The organism is Methylophilus sp. Q8, assembly GCF_000800115.1.
Classification (GTDB): domain Bacteria; phylum Pseudomonadota; class Gammaproteobacteria; order Burkholderiales; family Methylophilaceae; genus Methylophilus.
Genome location: NZ_JUHE01000001.1, coordinates 1900942 through 1917720 on the forward strand (window position 1 = coordinate 1900942; position 16779 = coordinate 1917720).

At 51.2% G+C, this 16779-nt stretch carries 14 protein-coding genes; 2 read left to right on the top strand and 12 right to left on the bottom strand.

Features of this window, described 5'->3' with window-relative positions:
- Nucleotides 1-4: 4 nt before the first annotated feature.
- Genes GQ52_RS09260 through GQ52_RS09275 form a run of 4 tightly spaced genes read right to left on the bottom strand, consistent with a single transcriptional unit; the run spans nt 5 to nt 4718 of the window.
- Nucleotides 5-499, bottom strand: coding sequence for a hypothetical protein (locus GQ52_RS09260; RefSeq protein WP_047517049.1), 495 nt, complete (start codon nt 497-499; stop codon nt 5-7).
- 1 nt (nt 500) lies between these two features.
- Nucleotides 501-1241: an arginyltransferase gene (locus GQ52_RS09265; RefSeq protein WP_047517051.1), complete on the bottom strand. Its 741-nt coding sequence runs from the start codon at nt 1239-1241 to the stop codon at nt 501-503.
- Nucleotides 1228-1926, bottom strand: coding sequence for a leucyl/phenylalanyl-tRNA--protein transferase (gene aat / locus GQ52_RS09270; RefSeq protein ID WP_047517054.1), 699 nt, complete (start codon nt 1924-1926; stop codon nt 1228-1230). The genes GQ52_RS09265 and aat overlap by 14 nt, the downstream gene beginning before the upstream one ends.
- Nucleotides 1927-1931: 5 nt before the next feature.
- A complete protein-coding gene (locus GQ52_RS09275) occupies nt 1932-4718 on the bottom strand; it encodes an EAL domain-containing protein (protein ID WP_235273106.1) in 2787 nt (928 codons plus the stop codon).
- Nucleotides 4719-4985: 267 nt separating this feature from the next.
- Between GQ52_RS09275 and GQ52_RS09280 the strand changes: the two genes are divergently transcribed.
- On the top strand, nt 4986-7211 hold the full coding sequence (locus GQ52_RS09280) for a YgiQ family radical SAM protein (protein WP_019882981.1): 2226 nt from the start codon (nt 4986-4988) through the stop codon (nt 7209-7211).
- Here the strand turns inward: GQ52_RS09280 and GQ52_RS09285 are convergent.
- Both GQ52_RS09285 and GQ52_RS09290 read right to left on the bottom strand, forming a co-directional pair.
- Nucleotides 7208-8887 (bottom strand): alkaline phosphatase D family protein, encoded by a 1680-nt coding sequence (locus GQ52_RS09285; protein WP_047517059.1) that lies wholly within the window; start codon nt 8885-8887, stop codon nt 7208-7210. The genes GQ52_RS09280 and GQ52_RS09285 overlap by 4 nt on opposite strands.
- A 24-nt stretch (nt 8888-8911) precedes the next feature.
- Nucleotides 8912-11443 (bottom strand): patatin-like phospholipase family protein, encoded by a 2532-nt coding sequence (locus tag GQ52_RS09290; protein WP_235273107.1) that lies wholly within the window; start codon nt 11441-11443, stop codon nt 8912-8914.
- A gap of 131 nt (nt 11444-11574) precedes the next feature.
- Here GQ52_RS09290 and GQ52_RS09295 point away from each other — a divergent pair, with 131 nt between their 5' ends.
- The gene (locus GQ52_RS09295; RefSeq protein ID WP_047517064.1) at nt 11575-12453 is read left to right on the top strand and encodes a TraB/GumN family protein; all 879 of its coding nucleotides are present in this window, start codon (nt 11575-11577) and stop codon (nt 12451-12453) included.
- Nucleotides 12454-12476: 23 nt separating this feature from the next.
- On the opposite strand, the gene GQ52_RS09300 is transcribed toward GQ52_RS09295, so the two are convergent.
- The 6 genes from GQ52_RS09300 to GQ52_RS09325 form a co-directional block, all read right to left on the bottom strand.
- Nucleotides 12477-12956, bottom strand: a complete 480-nt coding sequence (locus GQ52_RS09300; protein WP_019882974.1) for a hypothetical protein — start codon at nt 12954-12956, stop codon at nt 12477-12479.
- 18 nt (nt 12957-12974) lie between these two features.
- Nucleotides 12975-14435: a phosphatidylserine/phosphatidylglycerophosphate/cardiolipin synthase family protein gene (locus GQ52_RS09305; protein WP_235273108.1), complete on the bottom strand. Its 1461-nt coding sequence runs from the start codon at nt 14433-14435 to the stop codon at nt 12975-12977.
- 32 nt (nt 14436-14467) lie between these two features.
- A complete protein-coding gene (locus GQ52_RS09310) occupies nt 14468-14848 on the bottom strand; it encodes a response regulator (protein ID WP_019882972.1) in 381 nt (126 codons plus the stop codon).
- Nucleotides 14849-14936: 88 nt separating this feature from the next.
- Nucleotides 14937-15569, bottom strand: coding sequence for a response regulator transcription factor (locus tag GQ52_RS09315; protein WP_047517070.1), 633 nt, complete (start codon nt 15567-15569; stop codon nt 14937-14939).
- 36 nt (nt 15570-15605) lie between these two features.
- Nucleotides 15606-16007: a phage holin family protein gene (locus tag GQ52_RS09320; RefSeq protein ID WP_232411489.1), complete on the bottom strand. Its 402-nt coding sequence runs from the start codon at nt 16005-16007 to the stop codon at nt 15606-15608.
- Between the two features lie 93 nt (nt 16008-16100).
- Nucleotides 16101-16517 carry a YqjD family protein gene (locus GQ52_RS09325; protein ID WP_019882969.1) on the bottom strand — a complete coding sequence of 139 codons (417 nt, stop codon included), beginning with the start codon at nt 16515-16517 and terminating at the stop codon, nt 16101-16103.
- Nucleotides 16518-16779 lie beyond the last annotated feature (262 nt).

The window sequence follows — 16779 nt, forward strand, 5'->3', positions numbered from 1 at the left end:
AGGCCTACAACTTGGGAAACAACGCCAAGGTGCTCAAACGCAATAAGTATGTTGGGTCACATATAAACACATTGTTTTCTATGGCCAGAATGGCCTCCGGTGGCGCATAGCACTTGAGCAGCACGCCACCAGACTCTACTGCATTAAGGCCTTTGGCATAAGTGGTTGCAATGTCTTCAGAGGTGGTCCAGCAAAAGCCGATCTGGTCGTTGTCAAATAAAAACCAGCTTTCTCCACGGTATAAAGTAAAGCCCTCGCCGTGGTAACCAGGGAGTGCCTTTTTGAGTACTTTTAGCACCAGGGCGTCGTCTTTTATTTTGGCACGCAGGTCACCGCCGTATTGCGCCCACAGTGTTGCAATCTGGCTTTTTTGAAACACAGAGTCATCTTTGAGTCTGGCCATATAGTCGAAGGTGTCACGCCAGAGCATGGCATCTACAGCATTGACATATCCCCCCAGACAAAACTGCTTGGCGAGCGACTGCGCGGTGTATTTCATGTTATGGCTGCGGGCTGGCTATCCACTCGCCATCCACCAGTTTTTCCTGCGGCTGGAACTGCTGTTTATAGGCCATTTTCTGGCTGTCGGCGATCCAGTAGCCCAGATACAAATAGGGCAGGCCCAGCTGTTTGGCCCAGGCAATTTGCCACAGGATGCTATACGTGCCGTAGCTGGCTTTATCCGTGGCATCGTAAAACGTATAGACCGCAGATAAGCCATCCATCACGATGTCGATCACACTGACCATTTTGAGTGCGCCATAGGCATCGCGGAACTCAACCATAATGCTTTCTACATTGCTCTGACACAAAAACTGCTGGTACTGCGCGGCCTCGTCCTCAAGGTCTGCAATATGGTCCGGGCCGTGGTGATGGCGCTGTTGCTGGTAAGCCTGGTAAAGCGCGAAATGTTCAGCATCGTAGCTGGCTTCGACGATCGTTACTTGCAGGTCAGCATGTTTTTTAAAAGCGCGTTGCTGGCTACGTGTGATTTGAAAGGCGTTGACCGGCAAACGCACTGAAATGCAGGCGTTGCAGTGTTCGCAGTGCGGACGGTAGGCAAATTTACCGCTGCGTCTGAACCCTTGCTGGATCAGGCCGCTATATACCGGGCCATCGACCAGGTTTTGCGGGGTGGCAATCAGGCTTTGTGCCAGCTTTTTTGGCAGGTAGCCACACGGATAGGCCGTGGTGACATAAAACTGCAGCTTTTGTAGCGGAGCATCGTTAGGTAGCGTCATATTGCACCAGCGCGTTCAATTGCGCGATAAATCGGTCTCGGGGAATCTCATATGCACCAAAGCTTGCCAGCAGCGGTGTATGCATCTGACAATCAATCATACCGACTTGTTGCGCGTTTAACCATTGCACTAAATGGGCAAACGCGACTTTAGAGGCGTTGCTGGCATGATGAAACATGCTTTCGCCATAAAACATGCGGCCAATTTTCACACCATAGCAGCCACCCACGAGCTGTTCATCTTGCCAGGCTTCTACGCTATGCGCATATCCCATCAGGTGTAGTTGGTGATAAGCGGCGATCATGTCGTCGGTAATCCAGGTGCCTGGCTGACCTGGGCGAGGGGTGGCCGCACATGCTTGTATCACGCGCTTGAAATCAGTATTGAAACGGATATCAAAAGGCTGCTGTTGTATCACCTTGCGTAATGAACGGCTGATATTCAGTGCCTCGGGAAACAACACCATACGTGGGTCAGGACTCCACCAGAGGATAGGCTCGCCTGGGCTGAACCAGGGGAAAATCCCTTGCCGGTAGGCCGCTAGCAATCGCTTTGCGGTCAAATCGCCGCCAATGGCAATCAGCCCATTGGGCTCGGTCAATGCCTGCTGCAATGGCGGAAAAGGCGTTTTTGTGTCCAGAATGAGTACTGGCCCGCCCGGCAGCGGGTAGTAGTGTTCGTGCATAAACGTCAGTTAAATTGGTAAGGGTCGTGCTTGCCTGCCCATTCTATAACCTTGTTGCCCGGCATGCCACGCGAAATGCCAAAGCCTTGTGCGTAATCGCAACCTAATGCCGCCAGGATCTGGGCCTGCTCCGCTTTTTCCACGCCCTCTGCCACCACTTTGCGCCCGAACTCGCGGCATAGTGTGACTACGCCTCGAATCACTGCCAGGTCCTCCTGGTTGCTGAGCATATTGTGGATAAAGGACTGGTCGATTTTGATGATATCTACCGGCAACCGGCGCAAATAAATCAGTGACGAGTAGCCGGAGCCAAAGTCATCAATTGAAAAAGCCACGCCCAGCGACTGGCACTGTTGAATGACACGGTTGACGCGGGCGAAGTCACTGATGGCTGCGCTTTCGGTGATCTCGATATGCAGCTGCTGCGGTTTGATGCTTGGATACTTTTTAAACAGGCTGCTAAGGTGGTCGCTGAACTGTTTATGCATCAAATGTTGTGCGGCAATATTGACCGAGACCTGGGTGTGCAGGCCATGGTCTTGCCATTCCGTGAGTTGTCGCAGGCTTTCTTCAATCACCCAGTTGCCAATATCAATAATCAGGCTGGTATGTTCCACCGCGTTGAGAAAGTCATTCGGGTAAAGCAGGCCACGCAGTGGGTGTTGCCAGCGCAATAAGGCCTCAAAGCAAAACAGTTTGCCTGATTGCATGCACACTTGCGGCTGGTAAACCAGTTTGATGTGGCTGTTTTGAATGCCGTTCAGCAAGTCTCGCAACAGTAGTTGCTGTTGTTGCGACTGCTGCGCAGAAGCCAGGTCGAACAGGTGGAACTGGTGCCCGCCATGCGTTTTGGCATGGTACATGGCATGGTCCGCATGGCGTAGCAGCGTGTCGGGTGGGTTGTTGTCTATAGGGTAAAGCGTGTAGCCAATGCTGGCTGAAATCGAGAATTTGAATTTATCAATCGCAAACGGTTTTTCAATCGCCGCCAGCAGTTTTTTGAGTAAACGCGTGTATTCGGTTTGTGTACGGCCGCCGCACAAGAGCATGGCAAATTCATCGCCGCCCAGGCGCGCCAGCGTGTCTTGCGGTTTAAGAATATTGGTCAGCCGGCTGGCCAGTTGCATCAGCAATTTATCGCCAAATTCGTGGCCATACTGGTCATTTACAATTTTAAAGTCATCCAGGTCTATATAGCAGATCGCCACCAGTGATTGCTGGCGCTCAGCCTCCAGCAAGGCTTGCTGTAAACGGCTGGAAAACAGCACGCGGTTGGGCAACTGCGTTAATACATCATGGTAAGCCAGGTGCTCCAGCATGTTTTGCTGTTCTTTGGCGCGGGTGATATCCGAGAATAAGCCGACATAATGCTGGAATTCGCCCGCCTGGTTCATCACCGGCGACAGTTCCAGTTCAACCAGGTAATCGTGGCCCTGATGATGGCGGTTCCACACTTCGCCTTGCCACTCTTGAAATGCCTGTGCGCCTTCATACAGGTCTTGAAAGAAGTCTGGCTGCTGGCAGGCAATACCTAAGGCGGCAGGGGACTGCCCTATGGCTTCGGCCTGCGCATAGCCGGTGACCACGCTAAATGACGGGTTGCATTGCACAATCAGGCCGTGTTCATCGGTAATGAAAATCGCATCATGTGCATGGTCAAACACGCTCGCAGACACTTTGAGCCGGTTGGCGCTGGCTTGTATCTGGCTCACCATTTCACGCAAGCGGCGCCGCATTTTGACCATGTTGGCGATCAAGGTATCTGGTGTGGCTGCAATATGGTCTTCGGCGAAATCGCCGCTTTCAATGCGCATCAGCAGCAGTTTTGCTGTTTCTGGCTCGCCACCCAAGGGGTTCAACACAAAGCGCTGCAAGCCGCTGATCACGGCCATTAACACCACCAGGGTCAGAATCAAGGCGATGATCATGACAGGCGAAAGCGCGCCCAGCGCAGACCAGTAAGCTTCGTTGACGGGGTACAGGATATTGATCTGGAAGTCCCATTCAGGCACCTCTTTGCTGACTCTTTTCCAGCGGTGCTGGCTGTCTTCCATCGCCTCTAGCGCTTGCTGTTTGCTGATGCCGCCGGTAAGAAAGCGAATCTTGCCGTGGCCATCGGTGATGGCGACGAAGCCTTTTTCTAAAAATCCCCATTGGCGGATCGCCTGGTCAATAGCATTGAAGTCCAATTTATAACCGACATACCAAGCACCAATCAAACGATTCTGGTTGTCGTGCATGGGCTCGTAACGTGAAAGATAGGCTTCGCCCAGAATATCAACCACGCCATAGAACGTTTCATTTTTCTGCAGTTTTTCAATCACCTTGCCATACGGGTTCAGCTCGGTGCCGAAGGCGTTGCTGCCATCGGCTTTTTTCACATTGGTGGCAATCCGCAAAAACTGTTGGCCACGTTTGACAAAAATAGTGGCAGTGCCGCTGCCAATACGGGTGACAGAGTCGACCATAATGGTCCTGCCTGTTTGCGGGCTGTCGCCAAAGCGCAGGTTGGGTACCTGCGTGCCCAGCATGTCGGTGACGCCATGAATATTGGGCGGACCTTCTACCGAGGCATATTGTTTCAGTAAAGCCATGCTGGAAAGCACATGTTCACTGACCAGTGTTCTGGCCGTGACTAACAGGTTGGCGAGTTTTTGTGTTTCTTCGTTGGCCTTGGCTTCAATATTATTCAGGTGATGGTTGAAAATAAAGGCAAATGAAATGAACCCGATCAGCAGGCCAAAGGCTGCCAAAGGTAATAGAATTTTCTTGAATAGCGTGTAATGCTTCATTGTTAATTTAATAATTATTATGTAAAAAAATACCCCACTCTTGAGAGTGGTTATACAGGGCTTTAACAGCCGCCGCAATCATAAATACACCTGTTAACGGCGAATGCCCGTCTTTTAGTGTTGGGCGTCTGATTCAGCACACAGTTTGTTTTGCGCGTGATGTTTTCTCCGGACGAGACCTAATTCAGTCATTCGCGTGATTGTGACGGCAAAAACACTTCACTTTTTTAAGAAAAATGATTTCAAATCAATCAATTAACGCGTAAAATGCGCAACTCTCAAGCATTGCTGGTCACCCGCGTGGAAATCTACACCTCCCTTATAGCCAAACCTGTTAACAGCTATCGTCCGTATTGGGCCAAACGCTTTGGCACCGCGCCTGTGCTGCCGATGAGCCGCGCCGAAATGGATGCGCTGGGCTGGGATAGTTGCGACATTATTCTGGTGAGCGGGGATGCCTATATTGACCACCCCAGTTTTGGTGCAGCGTTGATTGGTCGTTTGCTTGAGGCGCAAGGCTTTCGCGTTGGCATTATTGCGCAGCCTGACTGGCAGTCAGCGGCGGCCTTTAAAGTGTTGGGTAAGCCCAATCTGTATTTTGGCGTGACAGCTGGCAATATGGATAGCATGGTCAACCGTTACACGGCAGACCGTAAAATTCGCTCTGATGATGCCTATACGCCGAATGCTGAGGCCAACAAACGCCCGGATCGCGCGGTGCTGGTGTATTCGCAGCGTTGTAAAGAGGCTTATGCAGATGTACCGCTGGTGATTGGCAGTATCGAAGCCAGCCTGCGCCGTATTGCGCATTACGATTACTGGTCGGACAAAGTACGCCGTTCTATTCTCATCGATTCTAAAGCCGATATTCTGCTCTATGGCAATGCTGAGCGTGCCATTGTTGAGCTGTCGCATCGTATTGCGCGCGGTGAGCCTGTGCATGAGATTCAGGATATCCGTGGTACGGCGTTTATCCGCAAACAGGTGCCGGATGACTTTTTAGAGGTGCCTTCCACCCGTTTGGATAGGCCTGGCGTGGTTGAAAAACACGAAGACCCTTATGCCATGAAAATGGGCAAGGGCGATGCCAGCTGCGCGACCGATGAAAAAGGCGCTGAAGCGAGTGCGGCTGCGCCAACCATCAGCCTGCCCTTACCGCTGAAAGCCAGCAAAGTGCCGCGTGACCGCCAGGTCATCCGCATGCCATCGTATGAAGAGGTGGTGAGTGACCCGGTGATGTATGCGCATGCTTCGCGCGTGCTGCATCTGGAAGCTAACCCAGGCAATGCGCGGGCGCTGGTGCAAAGACACGGCAACCGCGAAGTGTGGCTGAATGCGCCGCCGATTCCACTCACGACCAAAGAGATGGATTACGTTTACGACTTGCCTTATGCGCGCAAACCACATCCGGCTTATAAAGACGCCAATATTCCGGCTTGGGAAATGATTCGTTTCTCGGTCAATATCATGCGCGGCTGTTTTGGCGGCTGTACTTTCTGCTCGATCACCGAGCACGAAGGCCGTATTATCCAGAGCCGGTCCGAAGACTCTGTTTTGCGCGAAATTGAAGAAATTCGCGACAAAGTGGATGGCTTTACCGGCGTGATTTCTGACCTCGGCGGGCCGACGGCCAATATGTACCGCTTGTCTTGCAAGTCTGAAGAGATCGAGAAAAACTGCCGCAAGTTGTCTTGCGTCTATCCTGGCGTTTGCGAAAACCTCAATACTGACCATTCAGCGCTGATCCAGCTTTACCGCAAGGCGCGTAATCTGCGTGGCGTGAAAAAAATCCTCATTGGTTCAGGCTTGCGTTATGACCTCGCCGTGAAATCGCCGGAATATGTCAAGGAGCTGGTGCAGCATCATGTGGGCGGCTATTTGAAAATTGCGCCTGAGCACTCAGAAGAAAACGTGCTGAGCAAAATGATGAAGCCAGGCATGGGCGCCTATGATGAATTCAAGCGCATGTTTGAAAAATTCAGTGCCGAGGCAGGCAAGAAACAGTATTTGATTCCATACTTTATTGCTGCGCATCCTGGCACCACAGATGACGATATGATTAACCTGGCATTGTGGCTCAAGCGCAATGATTTCCGCCTTGACCAGGTGCAGACGTTTACGCCGACGCCGATGGCGATGGCCACCGCCATGTATCACAGTGGAAAAAACCCCTTGCGCAAAGTCACCCCTGACTCTGAGAACGTGCCAGTCGCCAAAACTGGTACCATCCGCAAATTGCAAAAAGCGTTTATCCGCTACCATGACCCGCAAAACTGGCCCATGCTGCGTGAAGCGCTCAAGAAAATGGGCCGTGCCGATTTAATTGGTAATGGTAAAAAGCATTTGGTGCCGGCGTATCAGCCCGCGGTATTGCAGCAAATTGTGCAGTCCGACGGCAGCCGTTTCCAGGCCAAGGCCATGCCTAAAGGCTTTAACCAGACCAAGAATCCTGCTTATAAGCACAAAGCCAGAAAACCTGGCGCAGGCCGCTAATAAGGCAGCCCCAATACTTGATAACCCAGGGTCGGGCTGTCAAGTTTCTGTGCACGGGCGGTCAGGTCGTTCGCATTCGGGAAATCGATGGTTTCATAATGCCAGTTGACCCACACCTTGTGGTCGCTGCCTTCATGCATGCAGGCATAGTTACGATGAAGTAAAAAACGATTGCCGGCGGCGTCTTTGCGTAGCGTGGCTGACAATACGCAACCGCCGCCGAGGTCAATATCCGGCTGTGTGACGCTAGAGGCCAGCCGGATCACTGATTGCTCCATGCTCAATGGCGGCGGATGCACAATGCCTGAGGAAATCAATTGCACGATGTGGCCTAGACCAGCTTGATTGCCCTGACCTGACTGGTTGTTAGGCCCAGGCTGCTCGCGATAGGTGCCGCTGGCAGCGACATGCACATCTCCAGAAATAATAAATACTTTGGTCTGGGCTTGAGTTTGCAGCTCGGCTTGAAACTGCAGCAGGCGTTGCAGAATGCTGCACATTTCATCGTAATGCGTGCTAAAACGCCAGTGATCCGCCATATCGTCATAGGCATCAAACTGGATGCTGAGGCGGATATTGTGATCACTTTCGGAAAAGTGCCGGTAAAGAAAAGGCACGCCACTCAGTATCAGCAACTTCTGGCCAGCTTGCCAGTCTGCCTGTAAATCGGCCAAGCCCTGAATAAAGTCTTGTTTGCCACTACCCATAATATTGTGCAAAGTGCGCTGGCTGCGATTGTCCATGACCAGCAAGCCGTAGTCGCGAAAGCGCAGCGTCATGCCAAAATGCGCAGGTGCGGCAGTGCGTTGCTGCAAGGCGCGGTTGTTGGCCCCTCGCAATTGAAACAGTGTGAAATACTTTTTTGCACTGTCAAACATGGCCTGGTAAGTCGGGCTGGTTTCCAGGCGATAGGGTTGTGAGCCCCAGCCGTCGATAATGTCATGGTCATCCCACATCATGACGCTGGGAATACTGGCCAGACAGTAGCGCAAAGCCGCCGATTGCGTCCAGCTTCTGAGATACGTGTCGAAGTAGAAATTATCGATACGCTGCCTGAGCGTGTCAGATACTGGTGCGGTCAATTGATCTTTCAATGGCTTTTGTGACCAGGCATACAAGGGCTGTTTTTCATTGAAGATGGCGTCTGCATAAATCTGGTCACCACCCATGATCAGGACCGCATAAGGCGCATTGACGACTTCTGTATAAGGCATAGCCGCCATATGTGCGACCTGCTGTTGCTGCATACGTTGCCACAGGTAGTCGATCGGCGCCGGATGTTGTGTGCGCACCTTGTCTGATGAAAATCCATTGCATGACGCAAATGCCAGTTGTACCTGCTGCTTGGCTGCGGGGCAGAAAAATGACCAGGCAGTGACCGGGTTGTTGCGCGTTTGTGCATAACTGGCCGGTTGCGCATCAATTAAAATTTGGTAATGACAGACTTGGTCTAGCGGTGTCAGCGGGATAGCGATTTCTGCGCGCCAGAACTTGCCGCGCCCCAGGCTGCTGATCAAGGTGAATTCACTACGCAAGCTTTGCTTGGCGATGCGATAGGCAAGGGTAGCGGCGCTGACGTCGTTTTCGGAGAGAAAGCAAACACTGTAGATGGTGGCTTGGTCGTGCTCACCTTCCAGCCCTAGCAAGGGCCCTAATACAATATTGAGTGATGACATGCGTGCTCCGTATGTTTGTATGGCTTAAGTCGCAGTATCCAGCAGGCCTGGTAATAGCGTTTGTATCTGCTCGGCCACTATTTTATCCGGATGACTGGCAAGCAGTTTAAGGTTTTGCGCAATATGTTCGCCCAGGCGGCGATAACTTTCAAACTGCGATTCACTGAAAAACTGGTCTACCGTACTGTGATGCGGAAAACTGGGTTCCTGCAATTTGAAGTTAATCAAATCACTGGGTTCATCACCAGTCAGCGAGCTTTTGATATACACCAGGTAGCCCATATGTGCCGGATCGCCATCGCCCAGGTAGTCAATGCTGCCAATCGCAAAATGGCGGGCACCGCATTTAAACAAGCCATATTTGCAATCATTCACTGGTAACAACGGGTTGATGTCCAGCTTGATGGTGATGCCGAAATCGACTTTGCATTTACGGATGGCATTGCCAAGGTCTTCAAATTCATAGCAACCATCAGCACCGGCATCAATGGCAACGATCAGTTTGCAGCGGCGGCGTACCAGCTCGTAAATGCCCAGGTTCTCAAAGTGGCCGCCATCAGATAGATACAAATAGCCAGAGGTAGGGCCAGTGTTGGTGATCAGTTCTTTGATCAGGTAAAACAGGTTCCAGAAGGGTGATTGCCGTTGTGGCGGGTTGCGCAGCCGCAGTTTGCAGTTAAATTGCATGAGCAGCCGGTTAAAGTAATTCTCATGCAGCGGGTTGCCAAACCAGCGCCCAAGACGCGCATTGAAAATGGTCATGATAAAGCCCATGACCGGATTGGTGTGATAGCCCATATTCGGGCTGGCTGCTGCCCCGCTGGTGGATACCAGGCTACCCAGTTCCGGGCCGCCTTCGCCAGTATAGTGATGGGTGTCATACCAGACTTCGTTATCGGGTAATTTAAAACCGCAGTAATAAGGGCTAAACATAAACGAAGCCGCCTGACGTTGTTGCCAGGCCAGTTGCGAGCCATCGCTGATATTGACCGCCGTGTTCACAATATGGGTAGGGCGTTGTCCGCGCAAAGCAGACATGGTGACATCATCGTTATTATCAAAGCCAGTAAAACTGTTGGGTTTGCGATGGTTGTTGGTCGCGCCCAGATAACAACGCGTCAGGCGGTTGCGATAAAAGTTGTGTAGGGAAAACACATTGATATCGATGCGCCAACTACCTAAAACGACGACGAACAAGGCTGCGGCAAACCACAGGCCGCGATGCGGTGAAAGATATAGGCTGAAACTCAGGTAGCCGGATACCAGCAGGATCAGTGCGACCACAATATAGGGCAGTGCGGTGGTGAATGTGCCTTTCAGGCTATTGGGTGACTCTGTGCCGGTGACGCGGCTTTTACCTAGCCTGGCGGTGAAAAAGGCCAGCAACCAGGAGCCAATCCCGGTCAGACTTTTCTCGGTGGTCCCCAGGCTGCCCAGCCAGTGGTGAATGAGCACCGGGATGTAGAGCGCGCAACCAAACAGCGCCAGCCAGATGACACAAAAACCAATATTGATGCCGCCAATGCGGTGCCACCATTCACGCGTACTCACCTCTATTACGCGCCCACCTATGCCCATGGCGGCCACCAGTCCGGCAGAAATCAGCAGTGAAATCACCGGGACGCCCAGGCCTATCCAATAGTTGGGCTGGAGATGGCTGGCCTCATGATCGACTGCATAGGTTGTGAATAATTGTTGCCAGCTTGACTGGGGAATTCCCCACAACAGCAAGATGAATCCTGCTACCCCGCATAAGAATGCCAGCACAGGGTAAAGCGCATGGGCTGTGCTGAGGCAGTCGCGACGACTGAAGTAGAATGAGCTGGCCAAGCTGATTAGCGCCAGGGCCATGCCTGCTTTGCCGGGGACGGTTTGTCCTGCATTTGCAAGCAGTTGCCGCAACAGGTCGCTATCCAGAGTGAATGCGGGCAACAGAGTGCCATGGATTTCCGAGTGACTGAAAAAGATCACTGACATCATCAACACAATTAACACGCAGAGCAGGAGTACCTGGTTAAGTAAGGTATTGGCCATCCATTGTGCCAGTGCCGCCAGGGTGTCGCCGGTGAATAAACCGGTTTTGGGCGTCAGGTAATTGCTATAGCTGCGTAACCAGAGAATCGCTTTTTCAGTGGCAGTGAGCTGGCGTATAACCGGGCTTTGCGGCTGTGTGGATAACACCAGTTCGGCCTGTACGGTATTGACGTGATTGCTGTGTTTGATCAGGCTGGAAAACCAGGCGCCGATATAACCACCGCCAGACACTGTCGACAGATAGTCAAATTGATTAAGCAGGCCTTTCTTTGCCAGGCCTTGCAGGATACCCAGGTTGAGGGTGGCACTGCGGATGCCGCCACCAGAGAAGGCCAGGCCAATGAGGTTTTCACGATGAATGTCCTGGCGCAAATGCGCCATGCCACGAATTTCCGCATCCAGTACCGCGTCAAAAGAATGCGTTTTATATGGGTCGGTATCTTCAGTCTGGTCGGTCGGGTGCATGGCAGTCTCCCTGAGCATATTGTTGATATTATTTAACACATGGTAGCGCTGTATCATATAAGTGACAACCTTTGGGTGCATACCATACGGCGCAGGCGCGCAAAAATGGCATGCGATGTGTCATTCTATGAGAGGATGTCGGCTGGCGGGCAATAGGGATTGCCTGTGCAAGCTATGGGCAGTGACCAATGTGGATGACTAAAAATATGAAGAATGTGGTGCAAGGGTTATGGTTGTGGACGGCGGTATTTTTATTGTTAGGCCAGCCGGGCTATGCCGCTGAAAAAAGCCTGTTTTGGCAGCTGGAATCCCCAGGCGGGCAAGTCAGTTACCTGTTTGGGACCATGCACACGGACGACAATCGGGTCACGGATTTCTCCCCTGCGGTGTTGCAGGCACTGAAACAGGTGGATGCATTTATGCTGGAGGTGGCAGACGCACCGCCCGCGTCTTTGTTGCAATTGCCACAAGGTAGCCTGAAACAGTATTTGTCTGAAGCCGAGCTGGATAAGGTGGCCAGCCTGGCCGATATGCATGTGATGCCGATGGATAGGGTGCTTAAAATGAAACCGTGGTTGCTGGCGGTGATATTTGATCTGCCCAAGCCACAAACACCGTTCGCGCAGGATTTTCTACTTAAAGCCAAAGCGGAGGAACTGGATAAGCAGATACTGGGTCTGGAAAGTCCGCAGGAACATTTTGGCGTCATGGATGGCATGACGCAGGACGAGCAATTGTTGATGTTGCGGGCCGTGCTCAAACGTAGCCAGAAGCAAAAAGAGGGCGATTTTGAAAGGCTGATGAAGGCTTACCTGGCCGGGGATGCCGAGCAGGTGGCTAATATGGATGACGCCATGACGCGCGGGATCTTGCCTGCCGCCTTGTGGCAGCGCATGCGGGTAAAGTTATTGGATGAGCGCAATGTGCTAATGGCTGCACGCAGTATTGATCAGGCCAGGCAGCGCCCGGTATTTATTGCGGTTGGCGCCGCACACCTGGCGGGGCAAAGTGGATTGTTACAAGCGTTTAAACAGGCAGGATTTAAGCTGACACCGCTAAAGAAATAGGCGTGTTTTAATCGTAGGTGGCGTTAAGCGTGGTTTGAGCGGGTCTCTTGTGCAATGCGCGAAATATGGGCGACGAAATCCGCATCTTCACCGACCAGCAACCTGGGCAAGTGCTGGCGAAAGTCTTCACGCAGGCACCACTCGCGCATATAGTCTTCCCATGACATCCAGCGCCGCAAGCGCTTGCCACGCATATCGGGGTCATAGGTCAGCAAATAAGCGCGTTCAAACAGTGAAATCAGGATTTCGAATAGCACCAGTTTGCGTTCTTCCTGCTCGGCTGTCATTACTAAAGGCTCACTATGCGAGCGTAATTGCAGGTCAGGATGCGCCATCACCAGTTTTAAAAAGTCGGTATAGTTGTCTGCCAGTAACTGGTAGACCTCTTCGTCTTCGTTCTCACGCTCTTTGCGTTGCTCAAGCATAAAGGTCACAATCGCCAGCGGCAAGCCGACGACGGTGACGACATAACTCAGTAATTCCCAGGTGTCCTTGTCTATCATGTCAGTGTCTTTATCCGTTTACAGGATACCTTCAAAAATACGCGATGACTGCTGTTTGAATTTTTGCCAGAGCGGGCGTTGTTGCCACTGTTCCAGTTCAATTTTTTCAGCATTCTTTAAGTCTTGCTGAAAACGGCGTTCAAGCATGCTGGCCGTTTCATTGCCCAAAATCACTACATCAATCTCGGCATTGATGCCCGCACTGCGATAGTCCAGATTGGAGCTGCCAATCACTGACCAGACACTATCAATAGACACCATTTTGGCATGTAATACCTGATCCTGCATCTCGTAAATCTCGATGCCATGTTTGAGCAAGTGGCTGTAATGCGAGCGTTGCACATTCATGGAGAGTGTAGAGTCACTGAAACTGGGCACCAGTAGCGATACTTTGACGCCACGGTCAGCCGCGTTGACCAAGGCCTCTTCCTGCGCGCTGGTTGGTACAAAGTAGGCAGAGTTCAGGATGATGTGGTGTTCTGCATGCTGTATTGCGGCGATCAGGGTTAGATAGTATGGCGAATCAGTATTTTTGCGTTTGCTGGCAGGCGTGGTGATCACGCGTACGAACTGTCCTCCCTGTTTGGCCAGCGGTGGGAAGAAACTGCTGGTGTCCAATGGCTGCGCAGCATCCCAGTGGTCAAGAAACGCTTGCTGGATATTGGCCACCACCGGGCCAGTGATCATGACATCAGTATCTCGCCAGTCCGCCTGATTGAGGTCTGGCAGTTTTTGTTTGCTAAAGAATCTGAGCGAGCCTTTGCTTTGATAGGTTTTGCTTAAATTGACGCCGCCGACGATAGCCAGCTTGCCATCAACGATCATGATTTTACGATGGTCGCGCTGATTGATTCGCGCCAGTGTGCTGGCTTGTACGGGATGAAAAACCGTGATTTTGGCGCCTGCTTTTTTCAAAGTCTCAAACAGTGCAGGGGGCGTATCGCCTGAGCCAATTGCGTCGTAGATCAAGTGAACGCTGACTCCTTGTGACAGTTTTTGCAATAGCAGTGCCTGTAAGGTGATGCCGCCGAGGTCAACATCCTCAAACGTAAAGTATTCCAGATGAATATATTGTTGTGCCCCTGCCAGGGCCTGACGCATATTGCTAAAGGTGAGTTCACCATTAAACAGTAAGGTGACTTTGTTATCGGCATACAAGCTATTGCCCGCAATCGCCTGCTCCACGCGCAGGTGTTCAGCCAGTGCTGCACGAATGCTTTCGTCGGGCGACAGTTTTTTTAAGGCCTGCTCGACTTTGCCCGGTGGCAAGGCCTGTTTGGCCGTGACGACTGCAATCGGTTGTGTTTGCGTATTGATCTCATTGAGGGCCAGCTTGGCATCGGGAATAGATGCGCAACCAGACAGCCATAGGCCTAACAGGTATAAGCAAGCGCGTGACCAGCGCTGGCAAAGATCTTTAATAAAACGGCTGTGATGAAGACAGCAAAGGCCTGGGCGTGTGCGGATTGTTGTGGGCATGGCGTCCACCATCACCATTAGGATGAGATGATTTAGGAAACGTGGCTGGCGTGCTGCTGGATCACGTCCATGCACTCGTCAAATTGCAGGGATTTATCGAAAAAGTACTCAACGCCCATATTGTGCGCTAGGTTACGGTAGTAGCTGTTGCCGTGATTGGTCAGCATGACGATATCAGGGGCTTTAAACGGATAGCCTTGCTGGCGTGTGTGGCGTACCACATCAAAACCGGTGCCTTTGGCTAACTCAATATCCAGCACAATCATGTCGTACTGCCTGGCATTGAGCAAATCAATGGCTTCGTCGCTGGTGGTAGCGATGTCCCTGACGTCGAGCTGGTCGCAGTCGTGCAACATCTCGACGATCACATCGCGAATCAGGGCAGAGTCTTCAACTAACAATAATCTATACATGACGGTTTAACCAGTGACTGATGTCAAATAAGGGGTTAACACAGGCTGCTTGGCGATGATATTCATGCGTACATTCAATCGTATTGGCTTAATTAAGCAAACCGTATTTGATGGCATAGTAGGTCAAGTCAGCATTCGATTTCATGGCCATTTTTTCCAGGATACGGCTGCGGTAAGTACTGACCGTTTTGATACTGATAAATAACTCATCCGCAATGGCGGTAGGCGTTTGGCCGGTTGCCAGTTTGACGAATACCTGAAATTCTCTGTCAGACAAGGTTTCGTGCAACTGCTTCTCTGAGGGATGACTGAGTTCGTTGGTCATCAGCTCAGCCAGTTCGGCTGAAATGTAACGCCTGCCTGCAGACACGGTGCGAATGGCCAGGATAATCTCATCTGAATCCGCATTTTTGGATAAATAGCCTTTGCAGCCATTACGCATTAAGTTCAACGCGTATTGATCCTCTGCATAACCACTGAGCACCAGTACCGGTAAGTCCGGCGACACATGTTTGAGTTCATGCAAGGTATCCACCCCGTTTTTGTCAGGCATCGAAATATCAAGCACCATGGCATCATATTCATTTTTGCGCACCAGCTGGATCGCCTCTGCCCCTGACGAGGCTTCCCCGGTCACTTGCAGATCATTTTCCAGTTCGATCAGGTTACGCAAACCATCACGCACAATGCTGTGATCATCTACCAAAAGAATTCTTTTCATGCGGTTCTCTTAAGCTCGTTAGTCAGGGTTTATGTCTCAGCTTGCAGATTTTTCGCCATCATTGTCTGGCGCAGCTGCCGGGTCTGTTTGCGCATCTGGCGCCATTTCTTTTCTAAACAAGCGCCAGTCCTGGCTGATCATCGCCAGCGAGTCAGCAAACAATGGTTTTTTATGCCAAATGGCGCGTACAGAAATAAAAGCAATAATACCGATAATTGTGGGCACCAGCATTGCCAGGCCAAGAATTAAAGAGCGGTGTGGATGTTGCCACAACAGTGAAAACAGCCACATCAAGCCGAGTAAACCGGTAAAAATGAACATGCTAAACACCACCAGCATGCCTACCATGCTGGTGGCCAGGCGTTCAGTTTCCTCCAGAAAATCCTGTTTCAATTGTTGTGCACGGTCTTCTGTGTAATCGGCGACGTGATGACGCAAATTGAAAAAACTACCTTTCAATGCGCTCACTTTGCGATTTAAAAACAAAACAGCGACAAATTTCAAGAGGTTTACCCACATAGCTTTCCTTGCTTATTCACGACGTTTGGTGCCTAACAGGTATCCTATCAGCAAACCGACACCAGCGGCTACCAGCACGGTGCCCAATGGATGTTCCTGCACAGTATCGGCGGTCTTGTCTTTGATCGAGTGGTAAGTGTCGCTCACCTCGCGTTGCACCTGCTCTTTGACACGGCCCGCTTTTGAGCTCAGGTTGGAGGCAAGGGCTGCCGCATTTTCTTCGCTGGTTAAACGGTCAATATTGCTTTTCAGGGTATGAATCAGCTCTTTTGCCTTGTCCTGCGTGGTGTCCGCAGTATCATTGACGGCATCCAGCAGCTCATTGGCAGTCGATTTCACCTGCGCAGCGATTTGTTCAATGGCCTGGTCAGAGTGTTTGGCCAAGCGATCAGTCGTGTTCTCAACATTGTCTTTTGAAAAATTAAACATTTTGAAACTCCTTTTTAAATCGTGGTTTTACATACGTAGTTCAGTGTCTTACTCACATAACAAATAAACCGTTATGACTGATTGGACAGTTGATTAAACGAAAAGTGTTTTCAACATGTGGCCATCTTATCCAACTGGCATGCAATCTACCTATCGGCCAGCCACCGATATCAAAGTCAGAATTCTCTGACAGTGCATTAATTCACAAGGCAACACATCTTTACGTTGCTGTTAGTTCGCAACACCGCTATGATGCGTTTGA